Here is a 16403-nt window from a genome sequence, read left to right as displayed (position 1 = left end):
GCAGCTTGCGCGCGGCCACCAGCATCGCGTAGGTCTTGCCCACGCCGGCGGAAGAGCCGAAGTAGATGCGCAGGTGGCCACGCGCGGCGGAGGCTTCTTCGTGCCGGATCTGCGCCAGCAGCGCATCAGGGTCGGGGCGTTGTTCGTCGGTCATGGAATGCGGATCTTCACAGCCAGCCGGATCGGCGGAATCGCCACCAGACCGTGGCGCCGGCACCCACGATGAGGCTGAGCGCTGCAGGGTAGCCCCAGCGCCACTTGAGCTCCGGCATGAACTCGAAGTTCATGCCCCAGATGCCGGCCAATGCCGTGGCCACCGCGAAGATGGCGGCCCAGGCGGCCAGGCGCTTGGTGACCTCGCCTTCTTCGATGGTGACCATCGACAGGTTCACCATGATGGCCGTGGCGATCGTGTCGCGGATGGTGTTGACCGACGCCGCGATGCGGGCCAGGTGATCTCCGAGGTCGCGAAAGTAGGCTTGCGTGTTCACGCACACCGCCGGCACCCGTCCGCCATGCAGCTTGCCGGAGAACTGCAGCAGCGAGCCCACGGCATGCTCCAGCTGCAGCAGACGGCCCTTCAGGTCGTACAGCCGCTCGATGTTCCGGCGTGCCGCACCGGGCTCGAAGATGCGCCGCTCGATGCTCTCGAGCTCGCCCTGCAGCAGCTCCAGCACCGGGAAGTAGCGATCGATCACCGCATCCATCAGGGCATACAGCACGTAGCCCGGGCCCTGCTGCAGCAGCGCCGGATCGCGCTCGCAGCGCTCGCGCACCCCCAGGAAGTGCTGCCTGCTTCCGCGGCGCACCGACAGCACATAGTTCGGACCGGCGAAGACCGACACCTCGCCCAGGTTGAGCTCGCCACCGGTGAACTCGATCAGTTGCATGACCACCAGCAGCGCATTGCCGTATTCGTCGATCTTGGGGCGCAGGTGGCCGCGGCCGGCATCCTCGATGGCCAGCGGCGGCAGGTCGAACTCGCGCCGCATCACCTCGAGTTCCGCGTCCGAAGGATCGCGCAACGCGACCCACACCAGGCAGCCCGGCTGGTCGAGGTAGTCGCTGATGCGCTCCAGGGGCACATCCTCCAGCCGGCTGCCCTGGCGGTAGACGACGCAGTTCACCAGCATCGCCAAGGGCTCCCTATGGCCTGTGGAACAGCCGGGCCGGCACGACATGCTTCATCCATGCAGGGCGCCACCGCAGCGTACGTTTGCGGGCCGGCCCTCAAGGGCGGTTGGCGTCCAGGCTCAGGTTGACCTGCAGCACGTTGACCCGCGGCTCGCCGAGAAAGCCGAACAGCGGCGCCTGGGTGTGCTCGGCGATCACCTGCTGCACCCGCGACAGCGGCAGGTTGCGCACCCGGGCGATGCGCGCAGCCTGGAAGGCGGCACCCGCCGGGCTGACATGCGGGTCGAGCCCGCTGCCCGAAGCGGTGACCAGGTCCACCGGCACCGGCGCGGTGTTGCCGGGGTCGGCGGCGCGCAGCGCGTCGATGCGGGCCTTCACGGCCTCGGCCAGCGCCGGGTTCAACGGTCCCTGGTTCGAGCCGCCGGAGGCCAGGCCATTGTTGGCCATCGGCCCGGTGGCCGAGGGCCGGCCCCACAGGTACTTGGGGTCGGTGAAGTTCTGGCCGATCAGGCTGGAGCCCACCAGCTTGCCGTCCTGCTCGATCAGGCTGCCGGCGGCCTGCCGGGGCATCAGCGCCTGGGCCACACCGGTGACGGCCAGCGGATAAGCCATGCCGGTGAGCACGGTGAGCGCCGCGAACACGACGAGAACGGGGCGTAGATACGCAGTCATGGAAACGTCCTTCAAACGAGGTTGACCGCCGTCAGCAGCAGGTCGATGAGCTTGATGCCGATGAAGGGCACCACCAGGCCGCCCAGGCCGTACACCAGCACGTTGCGGCGCAGCAGCGCGGCGGCGCCGACGGCGCGGTAGGCCACGCCCTTGAGCGCCAGCGGGATCAGGAACACGATGACGATGGCGTTGAAGATCACCGCCGACAGGATGGCCGACGACGGGCTGGACAAGCCCATCACGTTCAGCGCACCCAGCTGCGGATAGGTGGTGACGAACATCGCCGGGATGATGGCGAAGTACTTGGCCACGTCGTTGGCGATGGAGAAGGTGGTCAGCGAGCCGCGCGTCATCAGCAGCTGCTTGCCGGTCTCGACGATCTCCAGCAGCTTGGTGGGGTTGCTGTCCAGGTCCACCATGTTGCCGGCCTCCTTGGCGGCCTGGGTGCCGGTGTTCATCGCCACCGCCACGTCGGCCTGCGCCAGCGCGGGGGCGTCGTTGGTACCGTCGCCGGTCATGGCCACCAGGCGGCCTTCGGCCTGGTAGTCGCGGATCATCTTCAGCTTGGCCTCGGGCGTGGCCTCGGCCAGGAAGTCGTCCACGCCGGCCTCGGCCGCGATGGCCGCGGCGGTCAGGCGGTTGTCGCCGGTGATCATCACCGTCTTGATGCCCATGCGGCGCAGCTCGGCAAAGCGCTCCTTGATGCCGCCCTTGACGATGTCCTTGAGCTCCACCACGCCCAGCACACGGGTGCCGTCGGCCACCACCAGCGGCGTGCTGCCCTTCTTGGCGACGTCGTTGGCGGCCTGCTGCACGTCGGCCGGGAAGTGGCCGCCCAGCGCTTCCACATGCTTGCGGATGGCCTCGCCGGCGCCCTTGCGCAGCTGGCGCACGCTGCCGTCGGGCTGCTGCACGTCGACACCGCTCATGCGCGTTTGCGCGGTGAAGGGCACGAAGGTGGTCTGCTGGCCGGCCAGCTCACGTTCGCGCAGGTTGAACTTCTGCTTGGCCAGCACGGTGATGCTGCGGCCCTCGGGCGTTTCGTCGGCCATGGAGGCGAACTGCGCCGCATCGGCCAGCGCCTGCTCGGTCACGCCGCTGGCCGGCACGAAGGCCGAGGCCTGGCGGTTGCCCAGGGTGATGGTGCCGGTCTTGTCCAGCAGCAGCACGTCCACGTCGCCGGCGGCTTCCACCGCGCGGCCCGAGGTGGCGATGACGTTGGCCGCCATCATGCGGCTCATGCCCGCCACGCCGATGGCCGACAGCAGCGCGCCGATGGTGGTGGGAATCAGGCACACCAGCAGCGCGATCAGCGCCGTCACCGACACCGGCTGGCCGGCCCCCGCCGCGCCCACGCTGAACAGCGAGTACGGCAGCAGCGTGACGGTGACCACCAGGAACACGATGGTCAGCGCCACCAGCAGGATGGTCAGCGCGATCTCGTTGGGCGTCTTCTGGCGCTTGGCGCCCTCCACCATCGAGATCATGCGGTCGAGGAACGACTCACCCGGGTTGACGTCGATGCGCACCACCAGCCAGTCCGACAGCACGCGCGTGCCGCCGGTGACCGAGGCGAAGTCGCCGCCCGACTCGCGGATGACCGGGGCCGATTCGCCGGTGATGGCGCTTTCGTCCACCGAGGCCACGCCTTCGATCACCTCGCCGTCCAGCGGGATGGTGTCGCCGGCTTCCACCAGCACCACCGCGCCCTTGCGCAGTTCTTCGGCCTCCTGCGGATGCCAGGAAGAACCGTGGCGCGGCTGGTTCAGCACCTTGGCGATGGTCTTGCGCTTCATGCCGCGCAGCGACGAGGCCTGGGCCTTGCTGCGGCCTTCAGCCATCGCCTCGGCGAAGTTGGCGAACAGCACGGTGAACCACAGCCACAGCGCGATGGCCAGGATGAAGCCCTGCGGTGCCTCGCCCTGCCCGGCCACGGCCTGCGCCCACAGCGCGGTGGTGAGGATGCTGCCGACATAGACGACGAACATCACGGGGTTGCGCCACTGCACCCGCGGGTCCAGCTTGCCGAAGGCCGAGACGACAGCCGGCTTGACGAGGGCAGGATCGAAGAGGGAGAACGTTTTGGAAGTAGTCATGTTCTTGTCCACGCGGGACCTCACTTCGGGTACCAGAGCATCAGGTGCTCGACGACCGGGCCGAGGGCCAGCGCCGGCACGTAGTTCAGCAGCCCGACGAGCAGCACGGTGCCGATCAGCAGCAGCACGAACAGGGGCCCGTGGGTGGGCAGCGTGCCGGCCGTGACGGCCATCCGCTTTTTGCCGGCCAGCGAGCCGGCGATGGCCAGCACCGGCACGATCACGCCGAAGCGGCCGAACCACATCGCGATGCCCAGCAGCGTGTTGTAGAAGGGCGTGTTGGCCGACAGTCCTGCAAAGGCGCTGCCGTTGTTGTTGCCGGCCGAGGTGAAGGCGTAGAGGATTTCAGAAAAGCCGTGCGGCCCCGGGTTGGCGATGCCGGCCTTGCCGGCTTCGGCCAGCACGGCCACTGCGGCGCCGACCAGCACCAGGACCGGCGTGACGAGGATGGCGATCGACGTCATCTTCATCTCGTAGGTCTCGATCTTCTTGCCCAGGTATTCGGGCGTGCGGCCGATCATCAGGCCGGCGATGAACACCGTGAGGATGGCGAAGATCAGCATGCCGTACAGGCCCGTGCCCACGCCGCCGAACACCACCTCGCCCAGCTGCATCAGCACCAGCGGCACGGCGCCGCCCAGGGGCGTGAACGAGTCGTGCATGCCATTGACGGCACCGCAGGAAGCGGCCGTCGTGATGGCCGCGAACAGGCCGGTGGCCGCGATGCCGAATCGCGCTTCCTTGCCTTCCATGTTGCCGCCGGGCTGCTGCGCGCTGGCCGACTGGTCCACGCCCAGTTGCGCCAGCACCGGCGTTCCCTGCTGTTCCTGCACCGTCACCACCACCACGGCCACCACGAAGATCGCCGTCATCGCAGCCAGCAGCGCCCAGCCCTGGCGCACGTCACCCACCATGCGGCCGAACATGAACACCAGCGCGGTGGGGATCACGAAGATCGCCAGCATCTGCAGCAAGTTGGACAGCGGCGTGGGGTTCTCGTACGGGTGGGCCGAGTTGGCGTTGAAGAAGCCGCCACCGTTGGTGCCCAGCATCTTGATGGCCTCCTGCGAAGCCACCGGGCCCATCGGCAGGGTTTGCGTGCTGCTGGTCTTGTCCTCCATCACCGGGGCGCCCTGCGCGTCGAGCACGGGCTGGCCGGCAGCGTCCACCTTCGGCTGCTGGTAGCGGGTGGCCTCCAGCGTGGTGGCTTCCTGGTAGGGCGAGAAGTTCTGGATCACGCCCTGGCTGACGAGCGCCACCGCCAGCACGAGCGACAACGGCACCAGCACATAGGCGGTGACCCGCGTCACGTCGACCCAGAAGTTGCCGATCCCGGTGGCCGAGCGGGCTGCGAAGGCCCGGATCAAGGCCATGACCACCACGATGCCGGTGGCCGCGGAGAAGAAATTCTGCCCCGCCAGCGCCACCATCTGCGTCAGGTAGCTCATCGTCGCTTCGCCGCTGTAGCCCTGCCAGTTGGTGTTGCTGACAAAGCTGATGGCGGTGTTGAAGGAAGAGTCGGGACTGACCGCCGCCATGCCGGCCGGGTTGAGCGGCAGCACGGCCTGCAGCCGCTGCAGCGCATAGACGACGACGAATCCGAGCCCGTTGAAGCACAACAGGGCCAGCGCGTAGGACTTCCAGCCCATGCTGGCCTGGGCGTCGACGCCCGCCAGCCGATACAGGCCCCGTTCGGCAGCCGCCAGCGGCGCCATCCAATGCGGCAGGCGACCTTCGGCCACCGCCGCGAGCCAGCGGCCCAGCGGCCAGGCCAGCAGCACCAGCACGACCAGGAACACACCCAGCAGGGTCCAGGCTTGAGCACTCATCAAAATTCCTCGGCCCTCAGCAGGGCATACAGCAGGTAAACAAGCAGTGCGAGCGCCGACAGGCCGGCGAGCCAGTACAGCCAGCTCATGGGCGTGCTCCCAGCGCGCCGCAACCGGCCACCAGGCCGAGCAAGGCAATGAACATCGCGACCGCCCCCAAGAGGAAGACAAAGTCCATGGGTTCTCCAACTTCTTTTTTCCAGCCGTCAGCGTATGGAAGCCGGCATCAAGACGGCATAGAGATGCAGGCGCGCCGCATCAAGAAATCATCAAGACGCCGGATGCCCTATAAACGCGGCCTTGAGATCGAGGGCGGCGACAAGATGAACGCGAATGAATCCCGTCAGGGCCTGGGCATGCTGACGCTGGGGGCGCTGGGCGTCGTGTACGGCGACATCGGCACCAGCCCGCTGTACACGATGAAGGAGGTGTTCAACCCATCGCACGGCGTGCCGCTGGATGCGGCCAACATCATCGGTGCCGTCTCGGTGATCTTCTGGGCGCTGATGGTGGTGGTCACGCTGAAGTACGTGATCCTGATCCTGCGGGCCGACAACCGCGGCGAAGGTGGCGTGATGGCGCTGACGGCCCTGGCCGCCAACGGCACGCCGGCCCGGCGCACGGCGCTGCTGGTCATCGGCGTGCTCGGCGCCGCGCTGTTCTACGGCGACAGCGTCATCACGCCGGCCATCTCGGTGCTGGGTGCGGTCGAAGGCCTGGGGTCGATCACACCCGCCTTCGAGCCCTACATCGTGCCCATCTCGGTGGCCATCATCGTCGTGCTGTTCATGGCCCAGCGCTTTGGCACCGGCACGGTGGGCAAGCTGTTCGGCCCGGTCATCACCCTGTGGTTCACGGTGCTCGGCATCATGGGCGCGCTGCAGGTGGTCTCGCAGCCGGGCATCCTGGCGGCACTCAATCCGCTGCAGGCCATCGACTTTCTGCAGGCCCGTGGCTGGCACCTGTTCCTGATCATGGGGTCCATCGTGCTGGCCCTCACCGGCGCCGAAGCCCTGTATGCCGACATGGGTCACTTCGGGGCGCGGCCGATCCGTCTGGCCTGGACCGGCCTGGTGCTGCCTTCGCTCGCGCTCAACTACATGGGTCAGGGTGCCTTGCTGATCGCCGACCCCACCGCGCTGGAAAGCCCGTTCTACCGCCTCTTTCCGACCTATCTGCTGATTCCGGCGGTGCTGCTGGCCACGGCAGCCTCGGTGATCGCCTCGCAGGCGACCATCTCCGGCGCCTACTCGATGACGCGGCAGGCCATCCAGCTCGGCCTGCTGCCGCGCATGCGCATCCTCAACACGTCCCAGGAGTACGGGCAGATCTACGTGCCGCTGGTCAACTGGGTGGTGATGGTGGCGGTGCTGCTGGCCACCGTGGGCTTCGGCAGTTCATCCGCGCTGGCGTCCGCCTACGGCATCGCGGTCACGGTCACGATGTTCATCACCACGGCCTTGACGTTCTTCGTCGTGCACCATGTGTGGAAGTATTCGCTCGCAGTCGCGCTGGCCGCGACCGCCGTCTTCCTGGTGGTCGATGCGGTGCTGGTGATCTCGTGCTCCCTCAAGATCCTGCAGGGCGGCTGGTTCCCGCTGGTCATGGGCGGCGCCATCTTTGCGGTGATGACCACCTGGCGACGCGGACGCGAACTGCTGATCGACCACATCCGGCGCGACGACCCCGAGCTGCTGCCCTTCATCACCTCCCTGTCGCAGGACGACACCGCGCACCGTGCAGCGCGCACCGCGGTGTACGCGGTCGCCAACCCTGAAACCGTGCCGCAGGCGCTGATGCACAACATCAAGCACTACCAGGTGCTGCACGAGACGAACCTGATCCTCAACGTGCAGTTTGAGGAAGTTCCGAAGGTGGACGAAGCGCACCGGGTTCAGGTCACGCCCCTGGTCAAGGGCTTCTGGCGGGTGCAGGTGACCTTCGGCTTCATGGACGAGCCGGACATTCCCAAGGCGCTGGAACTCTGCGCCCAGCAGGGCCTGCCGATCGACCAGGCCGCCACCTCGTACTTCCTGAGCCGCGAGATCGTGATACCCACCCGCGGCACCGGCATGGCCCACTGGCGCGAAGCCCTGTTCGCGATGATGTCGCGCAACGCCGGCAGCGTGGCAGGGTTCTTCAAGCTGCCGGACAACGGCGTGGTGGAGCTGGGCACGCGGGTGCAGATCTGAGCGTGGGGCCCCGCGGCCCTCAATCCAGCTGCAGCCCCAGATCCTTGGCCGCCTTCGACAGCAGCGTGACTTCGCGCTGCAGCACTTCGTTGAAGGCGGCGGGCGTGTTGCCGGTCATCGGCGAGACGCCGCCGATCTCGTTCAGGCGCTTGCGGAACTCGGGCTCGGTGACGATCTGCGCCACCTTCTGGTTGATCAGCTGCACCGCCGCGGTCGGCGTCCGGGCCGGGGCCACCAGGCCGAACCAGACGTCGAAATCGACACCCCCCGGCGAGCCCTGTTCGATCAGCGTGGGCACGTCGGGCCAGAGCTCGGAGCGGGTGGCGCGCAGCTGGCCCAGCGCCTTGAGCTTGCCGGCCTGGATGAAGCTGCGTGCATCGGCGGTGCCCAGCAGGCCCCACTTGACTTCGCCCGTCATCAGCGCCTGCGCCAGCGGCGCGCCGCCCTTGTAGGGCACATGCGTGTAGTTTCCGCTGGCCTGCGCATTGAGCATCTCGGAAGCCAGGTGCGACAGGCCGCCCGCGCCCGCCGAGCCATAAGGCAGGCCGCCCTTGCCGGCCGCCTTGCCCGCGGCCACCAGGTCGCCCACGGTCTTGAACGGTGAATCCGGCGGCACCACCAGCACCAGCGGCGCCAGCGACACGCGTGCCACCGGCACGAAGTCGGCCGCGGTGAAGCCGGCCTTGCTGAAGGTCACCGGGTTGATGGACAGCATGCCCGTCAGGCTCATGGCCAGCGTGTGACCATCGGCCGGGCTTTGCAGCAGCGTGACCATGCCCAGGTTGCCGCTGGCACCGGGCCGGTTTTCCACCACCACGGTCTGCTTGAGTTCTTCCTGCAGCCGCGGCGCCAGCAGCCGGGCCGCCACGTCGGTGGCGCCGCCCGGCGGGTACGGCACGATGATGCGGATGGGCTTGCTGGGAAAGGCCGGCTGGGCCAGCAGCGCGCCCGGGGCGGCGGCCAGCAGCGCAGCGCCGGCCAGCCCGGCCGCCAGCGCACGGCGACGGTGGTGTTGCATGAAAGTCTCCTGGTTCGGGTCGTGAAGGCAGGCTCAGCGCGCGGCCGTGGCTTCGTAGGCGGCCTGGCGTTGTTCCAGCCGCTCCCAGCCGATGGTCTGCTTGAAGGCCGCCATGGTGGCGCGGCCGCAGGGCAGCTCGCCCATCGGTTCACCGCGGCGGGCCGCCAGCGCGGCCAGGTTGGCCTGCATCGCATGCACGATGGTCAGCAGCGAGACGATGGGATAGGTGGCAAAGGCCGCCACCGCTTCGATCTGCGCACGGTCGAGCCGGGCCATCCAGGTGCCTTCCATCAGCTGCAGCGACAGCGGCCGGCCGCAGGCCTCGCGCAGGCGCACCAGCTCTTCGTAACGGCTGAAGGTGCGTGAGATCGGCTGGATCAGGTCGGCGCCCGCCTCGGCCAGCCGCGCCGCGCGGTCGATGGCTTCCTGCGGGTCGGCCACGTCGGTGCGCGCGACGATCAGCAGATCGGGGTCCTGCCGCGCGTCCACCGCGGCATGGATGCGGGCCAGCGCCTCGTGCAGCGGCACCACCAGCGACTGCGCGGCCGCCGCGGGGCAGCGCTTGGGGCTGACCTGGTCTTCGATGGACAGCGCAGCCACGCCGGCCTTCTCGAAGGCGCGCACAGTACGGCCCATGTTCAGCACGTTGCCGTAGCCGGTGTCGGCATCGGCAAAGATGGGCTTGCGCACCACGGCGGCCATGTGGTCCACCACCTGCACGTTTTCGCTCAGCGTGTACAGCTCCATGTCGGGCTGGCCCAGCAGCGAGGCCGAGATGCCGAAGCCGGTGGAGAACACGCCGTCGAAGTCCGACTGGTCCACCAGCAGGGCCGATAGCGCATCCTGCGCACCGGCGAACCAGACCGTGGGGCCGCCTTGCACACGGCGGCGCAGCTGCTGGCGGTTGAGCGTGGGTGAGGTGTCAGTCATGCGGTGCTCCGGTGGGTGCGGTTGCGCGGGCCAGCCGCGCCTTGAGGTAAGGAATGAGGCCGCCCGCCTCCAGCGTGCCGCGCTCGGCAGCGCCCAGCGGCTCGATGGGCAGCGAGCGGTCCAGCGCCGGCAGCTGCACCTGCTGCGCGGCCCAGTCCACTTCCAGCAGGTCGCCGCGCCGCGCCGCGGCCAGGATGCCGGGGCAGGTGACCAGCGGAAAACCCATGCTGATCTCGCCGCGGAAAAAGCCGGGCGAAAACGACTCGGCCACCACGCCGGCAATGCCCAGGTGGCGCATCGCCCGCATTGCCGGGTAGTGCGGGTGGCCATAGCCGAAGTTGCGGCCGCCCACCAGCAGGTCGCCACGCTGCACCGTGGCCGCGAAGCCCGGCGCCTGGTCGGCCAGCACCAGGCCGGCCAGTTCCTGCAGGTCGGTGATCTTGATGTTGCGCACGCCGACGATGAGGTCGATGTCGTAGTCGTCTTCCTCGAACACCCAGGCCACGCGGCCGCGCAGGTTCTTCAACGCGCTCATGCCGACGCCTCCAGGTAAGGCCGCGGGTCGGCGATGCAGCCTTCCAGCGCGCTGGCGGCCACCACGGCGGCGTTGCACAGGTAGATCTCGCTGTCCACGCTGCCCATGCGGCCCGGCGTGTTCAGCGTGCCGGTGGACACCGCGCGCTGGCCGTCGGCCATGGTGGCGATGCGGCCGTAGCAGTAGTCGCAGGTGGGCGAGCTGACGAAGGCGCCCGCTTCCACCAGCGCCTCGATCAGCCCTTCACGTGCGGCCTGCGCCATGATGGCCTGCGAGGTGGGCACCACATGCAGCTGGAAGCCCGGCTGGATCTGCCGGCCGCGCAGCACCTGGGCTGCGATGCGCAGGTCTTCCAGCCGGCCGCTGGCGCAAGAGCCCAGGTAGCCCGCATGCACGGCCAGGCCCACGTGCTCCGACAGGTCGCGGGTGTTGGCCGGGCTGGGCGGCACCACCACGATGGGCTGCAGCGCCGACACGTCCACCGTGACCACCCGTTCGTACACCGCGTCTTCGTCGGGCTGCACCGCGGGCACCTGCAGGCAGGGCCGGCCCTGCAGCCACTCGCGGGTGCGGGCATCGGGCGCCACCAGCATGGTGGTGGCGCCGAGAAACATGGCCTGGCCGCACAGCGTCTGCCGGCCTTCCACGCTCATCGCATCGATCACCGGGCCGGCCAGTTCAACCGCCTTGAACGCGCACGACGAGGGCCCCATCACCCGCACCAGATGGTGGAACACGTCGCGCGCCATCACGCCCGGCTGCAGCGTGCCGGTGATCACCACCTTGACCGTGGGCAGCACCCGCAGCGCGATGGTCTCGGACACATAGGCTTCCAGCACGCCCTTGCGCGCCCCGAAGGCGTAGGCCCCGAAGGCGCCCAGCTGGCTCACATGGCCGTCAAAGTGCACGATGAAGGCGCCCGGCGTGGCATAGCCCAGCTCGGCCGACACCTGGTGGCCGATGCCCTTGCGTTCATGCACCGGCACGCCTTGCGCGGCGCCCCAGGCGCGGGTGCCGCGGTGCAGCTCTTCTTCCTTGGGCGAAGCCGCCGGCACCATGTGGTCGATGAACAGCACATAGCGCTCGGGCGTGGCCACCTGCTCGACGCCGAACTCCTCGCGCGCCTCCTTGAAGAACACGTCGGTGTAGCCGGGAAAGTCGTAGCTGATGACCACGTCGGGCCGGGCCTCGATCTCGTCGCCGGGGTGCACGAAGTCGCGCCCGCTGCAACGGGCGAGGATCTTCTCGGTCATGGTCTGCGGCACGCGCGTTGGATGGTTTGTCACCTTGTGGAAACTCCTGGGGCTGCTGCTGTGCCACCATTCAAGGCCACAAGCCTGCGCAAGGCGCCCGGGGCAACCCCAGGTTCTGCCGCATCGTGGAAACGTTTTAAGAGGGCCACCCGCATGACCACCACCCCGGCCGAGCGCACCCGCGCGGGCACCCAGAGCATCGAACGCGTGGTGGAGCTGCTGCGCACCGTCGCCTCGCGCGGGCGCAACGGCATGCGTTTGGGCGACGTGGCCAGCGCCACCGGCCTGCCCACCTCCACCTGCTTTCGCATGCTGCAGCGGCTGGAGCTGGAAGGCCTGCTGGAACGCCATGCGGTCACCCGCAAGTACCACCTGGGCCCGCTGCTGCATGAGCTGGGCATGCTGGCCTACCCCCGCGTGCAACTGGCCGCGCACTGCGAGCCGGCGCTGGCCGAACTGGCCCACGACACGCAGGACACGGTGTACCTGAGCGAGCGCCGCGGCCTGGAAGCGGTGTGCACCGCCCGTGCGCTGGGCGACTACCCCATCAAGGCGCTGACGCTGGACGTGGGCATCCGCCGGCCCCTGGGCGTGGGCGCAGGCGGCCTGGCCATCCTGTGCCAGCTGCCGGCGGAAGAGGCGCAAGACATCATCGAGGCCAATGCCTGGCGCTATGCCAAGCAGTCGTCGCTGGACGCCGCGCAAGTGATGGCCGCGGTGGCCCAAGGCCGGGCACAGGGCTACGCCTTCCTCGACAGCCCGGTGTTCACCGGCACCGCTGCCGTGGGCGTGGCCCTGCCGGGCGCCCCACCCATGGCCGCCCTCAGCGTGGCAGCGATCTCGGCCCGGCTCGACGAGCGCCGACGCGCCGAGGTGGGCGCGGCCCTGCAGCGGCAGGCCCGCAAGCTGGGGCGGCTGCTGCAGGCGCTGCAGGAGGGCAGCCGTTGAGGGCCACGACGGCCTGATTTTTTGACAGTTGACTGTCTCAAATAAGTGGCGCATATTGGCGCCATGCCAGAGACCGACCGCGCCACCGAAGCAGACGCTGAACGCTTTTCCATCGACGAGCTGTCGGTGTTGGCGGGCCTGACGCCGCGCACCGTGCGCTACTACATCACCGAAGGCCTGATCGACCGCCCCGTGGGTGAAAAGCGTGGCGCGCACTATGTGCGGCGCCACCTGGAGCAGCTACTGCTGATCCGCCGCTGGACCGACGCCGGGCTGAGCCTTGCGCGCGTGCGCGAGCTGACCGCCGGCGCGCCCGAAGACCCGGCGCCGCGCCGCGCGCCGCCGGGCAGCGTCGAAGTCTGGAGCCGCGTCACCGTGGCAGACGGCCTGGAGATCCACGTCGAGCCGGGTCGCGCCGGGCTCGATCCAGCGCAGATGCGCCAGCTGGTGCAGGGCATCGCAGCCCTGTACCGCCGGCTGCGCGCCAGCCCCCGCGCCCCTTGAGCAAGCGCTGCAAACGCCTGCTTCCACCCACCCCTACGGAGACCGACGATGCCCGAACACCGCGCCTTTTCCCTGGTCCGTACCGGCGGCCACGCACCGCCGCCCGTGCTGGTGGGCGTGCAGGCCGAAGGCCGGCTGGACGCCACGCTGCTGAGCCTCACGCTGCGCCAGACCTACCGCAACGCTGGCAGCCAGGCGCTGGAGGTGGTCTACACCTTTCCGCTGCCGCTGCGGTCGGTGCTGCTGGGCTTCGCCTGCGAGCTCAACGGCCAGCGCCAGGATGGCGTGGTGGTGGCGCGGCAGCAGGCCGAGCGTCAGTACGAAGCCGCCTTGCAGGAGGGCGATGCCCCGGTGATGCTGGAAGCGCACGGCGACGGCCTGCACACGGCCAACATCGGCAACCTGATGCCGGGCGATGAGCTGGTGATCGAGTGCCGCCTGGCCGAACTGCTGAGCTTTGAGCAAGGCCGGCTTCGGGTCTCCATCCCCACCACCATCGCGCCACGCCACGGCCCGCCTGCGGCTGCCGGCCTGCAGCCCCAGCAGGCGCCCGAGGTGGATCTGGCCGCCGATTACCCGCTGAACCTGCGCCTGACCCTGGGCCCCACCCTGGCCGGCGCCCATGCGCACAGCCCCACCCATGCCATGGCCACGCACCCGGCCGACGGCGCCGCGCTGGCGCTGGAGCTGCAGCCCGGCGCGCGGCTGGACCGCGACCTGGTGGTGATCGTCACGCCGCGTGAGCCGCAGCCTTCGCTGCTGGTGCGCGCCGAGGACCCCTTCGATACCGCCGCCCCGGTGGTGATGATGGCCGCACTGCGGCCGCCGCTGGCACCCGCGCGGCGGGCGATCCGGCTCAAGCTGCTGGTCGATTGCTCGGGCTCGATGCAGGGCGACAGCATCGAGTCCGCCCGCGCCGCGCTGCGCGGCGTGGTGGCGGCGCTGGAAGACGACGACGAGCTGAGCCTGAGCCGCTTCGGCACCTCGGTCGAGCACCTGTTGCCGCCTTCCCGGGCACGCGCCCAGACGCTGCGCCACCTGCAGCCGCTGGTCGACGGTGTGCAGGCCGACCTGGGCGGCACCGAGATGGCCCTGGCATTGGCCGAAGTGTTCAAGCTGCCAGGCAGCCAGGCGGACGAAGGCGGCGACGTGCTGATGATCACCGACGGCAACATCTGGCATGCCGAAGCCACGGTGGCCGAGGCCCGCCGCAGCGGCCACCGCGTGTTTGCCATCGGCGTGGGCGCGGCGCCGGCCGAAGGCGTGCTGCGGGCACTGGCGCAAGCCACCGGCGGTGCCTGCGACTTTGCCACGCCGGGCGAGGCGGTGGCCACCGCGGCCCGCCACATGTTGCAGCGCATGCGCCAGCCGGTGCACACGCAGGTGCGCATCGACTGGGGCCGCACGCCCGTCTGGTCATGCGGGCCCGCGGCCAGCGTGTTCGGTGGCGACACCGTGCTGGCGTTCGCCGGCTTCGATCGCCCGGTCGAGCCGGGTGCCGTGCGCCTGCTGGCCGAAGAGGCGCCAGGCCGCAGCGTGGAACTGGCGCGTGCCGAGGCGGATGCGCCCTGCCCCGGCGACGACCTGGCCCGCATGGCGGCCCACCGCAGGATGGCCGATGACAGCCGTGTGGACGCACCGGCGCTGGCCACGCGCTACCAGCTGCTGGGCGCCCACACGCATTGCGTGCTGGTGCATCGGCGCGCCGAACAAGACCGCAGCACCGAAGCGGCCCGGCTGCACCGCGTGGGCTCGATGCTGGCCGCGGGCTGGGGCGGTTTCGGGCAGGTGCTGCAGGAGGCGCCGCGGTATGCCCTCTCATCCCGCGGCGGTTTCGCCGAGTCGTTCTGCGCCACCGAAGCGCAGTTCTTCGCGCCCTGCGCCATCGACTTGTTTGGGCAGCCGGAGTCCCTGGGCGACACCGCGCGCGCGGTGGTCGAGCAGATGGTGCGGCGTGGCCTGGACGGCCTTCACCCCAGCGGCTTCAGGCAAGCCGACCCCAAGGCCCTGCAGGCCGTGCACGAAGTGGCGGCCCTGCTGCCCGACGGTCGCATGGCCTGGCTGCTGCTGGCCCTTTGGGTGGCCGAGCGGCCGCAGGCGCCGCAAGATCCCGCGATGCAGGAGCGCCTGCGTCAATGGCTCGCGGCGATGGCGCCGGCGCTGGTGTCGGCAGCCCTGGCGGTCTTCGAACAGCGCCTGGGCGGCCATGCCAGCCCCGACCGGGGCCGCCCCTAGACTCGCTCCATGCCCAAGACCCGCGCCAGCGACACCCCCACGCCCCCGCCCCGCACCGACGCCGGCTGGGGCCGGCCGCTGGGCGGCTGGCGCTTGCGGCTCTACACCGTCATCTTCGAGGCCGACACACGCGCCGGCCGGCTGTTCGACCTGGCGCTGGTGTGGCTGATCCTGGCCAGCGTGGCGGTGGTGATGCTGGACAGCTTCGAGCACATCCATGCGCAGTGGGGGCCGGTGCTGGGCGTGCTGGAGTGGCTGTTCACCGTGGTCTTCACGCTGGAGTACCTGGCGCGGCTGGCCTGCGTGCACCGGCCGCTGCGTTATGCGCGCAGCTTTTTCGGCGTCATCGACCTGCTGGCGGTGCTGCCCACCTGGCTGGCGCTGTTCCTGCCCGGCCTGCATGCGCTGATCGACGTGCGGCTGCTGCGGCTGCTGCGCCTGTTCCGCATCTTGAAGCTGGCCGAGTACGTGGACGAATACGCCGCGCTGCTCAGCGCCCTGGCGGCCAGTCGGCGCAAGATCATGGTGTTCCTCAGCTTCGTGATGCTGGTGGTGGTGGTGATGGGCACCATCCTCTATGTGGTGGAAGGGCCGGCCAACGGCTTTGCCAACATCCCGGTGTCGGTGTACTGGGCCATCTCCACGATGACGACGGTGGGCTTTGGCGACATCACGCCCAAGACCGGGCTGGGCCGCTTCATCGCCTCGGTGATGATGCTGGTGGGCTGGGGCACGCTGGCGGTGCCCACCGGCATCGTGGGCGCCGAGTTCACCGCGCTGCGCATGGGCCACCGCCGCCTGCCCACCACCCGCACCTGCCCCGCCTGCCTGAGCGAAGGCCATGCGCCGCAGGCCCGCTATTGCAGCGACTGCGGCGCACCGCTGCCGCCCTACGCGCGGGGCAGCGCGCCCTGAGGGCGCCGCCCCAGCCTGCTTATTCTGCTTATGGGGCCGGCGTGACCCTCCACAAGGTGTTGGACAGGTCGTCGGCCACCAGCAGCGCACCGCGCGGGTCCACCGTCACGCCCACCGGGCGGCCACGCGTCTTGCCGTCTTC

14 protein-coding genes and 1 pseudogene are annotated in these 16403 nt (G+C 69.5%); 5 read left to right on the top strand and 10 right to left on the bottom strand.

From position 1 onward, the window contains the following. The 6 genes and pseudogenes from ABNT58_RS26610 to kdpF all read right to left on the bottom strand — a co-directional run. Window positions 1-154 (bottom strand): annotated as a pseudogene (locus tag ABNT58_RS26610) (hypothetical protein); the annotation flags it as partial. Between the two features lie 13 nt (window positions 155-167). After that, window positions 168-1133 (bottom strand): magnesium and cobalt transport protein CorA, encoded by a 966-nt coding sequence (locus ABNT58_RS26605; protein WP_348756390.1) that lies wholly within the window; start codon window positions 1131-1133, stop codon window positions 168-170. A 97-nt stretch (window positions 1134-1230) separates the two neighbouring features. Then, a complete protein-coding gene (kdpC, locus tag ABNT58_RS26600; protein WP_348756389.1) occupies window positions 1231-1806 on the bottom strand; it encodes a potassium-transporting ATPase subunit KdpC in 576 nt (191 codons plus the stop codon). Window positions 1807-1817: 11 nt separating this feature from the next. Next, the gene (kdpB, locus tag ABNT58_RS26595) at window positions 1818-3902 is read right to left on the bottom strand and encodes a potassium-transporting ATPase subunit KdpB (protein ID WP_348756388.1); all 2085 of its coding nucleotides are present in this window, start codon (window positions 3900-3902) and stop codon (window positions 1818-1820) included. A gap of 20 nt (window positions 3903-3922) precedes the next feature. Beyond that, window positions 3923-5731 carry a potassium-transporting ATPase subunit KdpA gene (gene kdpA, locus ABNT58_RS26590; protein WP_348756387.1) on the bottom strand — a complete coding sequence of 603 codons (1809 nt, stop codon included), beginning with the start codon at window positions 5729-5731 and terminating at the stop codon, window positions 3923-3925. Next, on the bottom strand, window positions 5731-5820 hold the full coding sequence (gene kdpF / locus ABNT58_RS26585) for a K(+)-transporting ATPase subunit F (protein WP_348756386.1): 90 nt from the start codon (window positions 5818-5820) through the stop codon (window positions 5731-5733). The genes kdpA and kdpF overlap by 1 nt, the downstream gene beginning before the upstream one ends. Window positions 5821-6012: 192 nt before the next feature. On the opposite strand from kdpF, the gene ABNT58_RS26580 reads away from it, so the two are divergent. Beyond that, a complete protein-coding gene (locus tag ABNT58_RS26580; protein ID WP_348756385.1) occupies window positions 6013-7923 on the top strand; it encodes a potassium transporter Kup in 1911 nt (636 codons plus the stop codon). 19 nt (window positions 7924-7942) lie between these two features. On the opposite strand, the gene ABNT58_RS26575 is transcribed toward ABNT58_RS26580, so the two are convergent. Genes ABNT58_RS26575 through ABNT58_RS26560 form a run of 4 tightly spaced genes read right to left on the bottom strand, consistent with a single transcriptional unit; the run spans window position 7943 to window position 11659 of the window. Next, the gene (locus ABNT58_RS26575) at window positions 7943-8941 is read right to left on the bottom strand and encodes a tripartite tricarboxylate transporter substrate binding protein (protein WP_348756384.1); all 999 of its coding nucleotides are present in this window, start codon (window positions 8939-8941) and stop codon (window positions 7943-7945) included. Window positions 8942-8974: 33 nt separating this feature from the next. Next, window positions 8975-9871, bottom strand: a complete 897-nt coding sequence (locus ABNT58_RS26570; RefSeq protein WP_348756383.1) for an isocitrate lyase/PEP mutase family protein — start codon at window positions 9869-9871, stop codon at window positions 8975-8977. Next, entirely contained in the window at window positions 9864-10406 is a 543-nt protein-coding gene (locus ABNT58_RS26565; RefSeq protein ID WP_348756382.1) for a 3-isopropylmalate dehydratase, read from the bottom strand. Before ABNT58_RS26565 ends, ABNT58_RS26570 begins: the two co-directional genes overlap by 8 nt. Beyond that, complete coding sequence (locus tag ABNT58_RS26560; RefSeq protein ID WP_348756381.1) at window positions 10403-11659, bottom strand: aconitase family protein; 1257 nt, start codon at window positions 11657-11659, stop codon at window positions 10403-10405. The genes ABNT58_RS26565 and ABNT58_RS26560 overlap by 4 nt, the downstream gene beginning before the upstream one ends. Before the next feature lie 153 nt (window positions 11660-11812). Here ABNT58_RS26560 and ABNT58_RS26555 point away from each other — a divergent pair, with 153 nt between their 5' ends. The 4 genes from ABNT58_RS26555 to ABNT58_RS26540 all read left to right on the top strand — a co-directional run bounded on the left by ABNT58_RS26555 (window position 11813) and on the right by ABNT58_RS26540 (window position 16261). Beyond that, window positions 11813-12607 (top strand): IclR family transcriptional regulator, encoded by a 795-nt coding sequence (locus ABNT58_RS26555; protein WP_348756380.1) that lies wholly within the window; start codon window positions 11813-11815, stop codon window positions 12605-12607. A gap of 63 nt (window positions 12608-12670) precedes the next feature. Continuing rightward, on the top strand, window positions 12671-13111 hold the full coding sequence (locus ABNT58_RS26550; RefSeq protein ID WP_348756379.1) for a helix-turn-helix domain-containing protein: 441 nt from the start codon (window positions 12671-12673) through the stop codon (window positions 13109-13111). A 48-nt stretch (window positions 13112-13159) separates the two neighbouring features. Next, window positions 13160-15346 carry a VIT domain-containing protein gene (locus ABNT58_RS26545; protein WP_348756378.1) on the top strand — a complete coding sequence of 729 codons (2187 nt, stop codon included), beginning with the start codon at window positions 13160-13162 and terminating at the stop codon, window positions 15344-15346. A 9-nt stretch (window positions 15347-15355) separates the two neighbouring features. Then, window positions 15356-16261: an ion transporter gene (locus ABNT58_RS26540; protein WP_348756377.1), complete on the top strand. Its 906-nt coding sequence runs from the start codon at window positions 15356-15358 to the stop codon at window positions 16259-16261. Window positions 16262-16403 lie beyond the last annotated feature (142 nt).

The organism is uncultured Aquincola sp. (assembly GCF_964001545.1).
Lineage (GTDB): Bacteria > Pseudomonadota > Gammaproteobacteria > Burkholderiales > Burkholderiaceae_C > Aquincola.
The sequence above is the reverse complement of the archived record's forward strand: the minus strand, read 5'-3'. Positions and strand labels throughout refer to the sequence as shown.

Excerpts from the sequence above, each read along its gene's own strand:
- ABNT58_RS26605 (WP_348756390.1), bottom strand. The coding sequence starts at position 1,133 with ATGCTGGTGAACTGCGTCGTCTACCGCCAGGGCAGCCGGCTGGAGGAT.
- kdpC (WP_348756389.1), bottom strand. The coding sequence starts at position 1,806 with ATGACTGCGTATCTACGCCCCGTTCTCGTCGTGTTCGCGGCGCTCACC.
- kdpB (WP_348756388.1), bottom strand. The coding sequence starts at position 3,902 with ATGACTACTTCCAAAACGTTCTCCCTCTTCGATCCTGCCCTCGTCAAG.
- kdpA (WP_348756387.1), bottom strand. The coding sequence starts at position 5,731 with ATGAGTGCTCAAGCCTGGACCCTGCTGGGTGTGTTCCTGGTCGTGCTG.
- kdpF (WP_348756386.1), bottom strand. The coding sequence starts at position 5,820 with ATGAGCTGGCTGTACTGGCTCGCCGGCCTGTCGGCGCTCGCACTGCTT.
- ABNT58_RS26580 (WP_348756385.1), top strand. The coding sequence starts at position 6,013 with ATGCCCTATAAACGCGGCCTTGAGATCGAGGGCGGCGACAAGATGAAC.
- ABNT58_RS26575 (WP_348756384.1), bottom strand. The coding sequence starts at position 8,941 with ATGCAACACCACCGTCGCCGTGCGCTGGCGGCCGGGCTGGCCGGCGCT.
- ABNT58_RS26570 (WP_348756383.1), bottom strand. The coding sequence starts at position 9,871 with ATGACTGACACCTCACCCACGCTCAACCGCCAGCAGCTGCGCCGCCGT.
- ABNT58_RS26565 (WP_348756382.1), bottom strand. The coding sequence starts at position 10,406 with ATGAGCGCGTTGAAGAACCTGCGCGGCCGCGTGGCCTGGGTGTTCGAG.
- ABNT58_RS26560 (WP_348756381.1), bottom strand. The coding sequence starts at position 11,659 with ATGACCGAGAAGATCCTCGCCCGTTGCAGCGGGCGCGACTTCGTGCAC.
- ABNT58_RS26555 (WP_348756380.1), top strand. The coding sequence starts at position 11,813 with ATGACCACCACCCCGGCCGAGCGCACCCGCGCGGGCACCCAGAGCATC.
- ABNT58_RS26550 (WP_348756379.1), top strand. The coding sequence starts at position 12,671 with ATGCCAGAGACCGACCGCGCCACCGAAGCAGACGCTGAACGCTTTTCC.
- ABNT58_RS26545 (WP_348756378.1), top strand. The coding sequence starts at position 13,160 with ATGCCCGAACACCGCGCCTTTTCCCTGGTCCGTACCGGCGGCCACGCA.
- ABNT58_RS26540 (WP_348756377.1), top strand. The coding sequence starts at position 15,356 with ATGCCCAAGACCCGCGCCAGCGACACCCCCACGCCCCCGCCCCGCACC.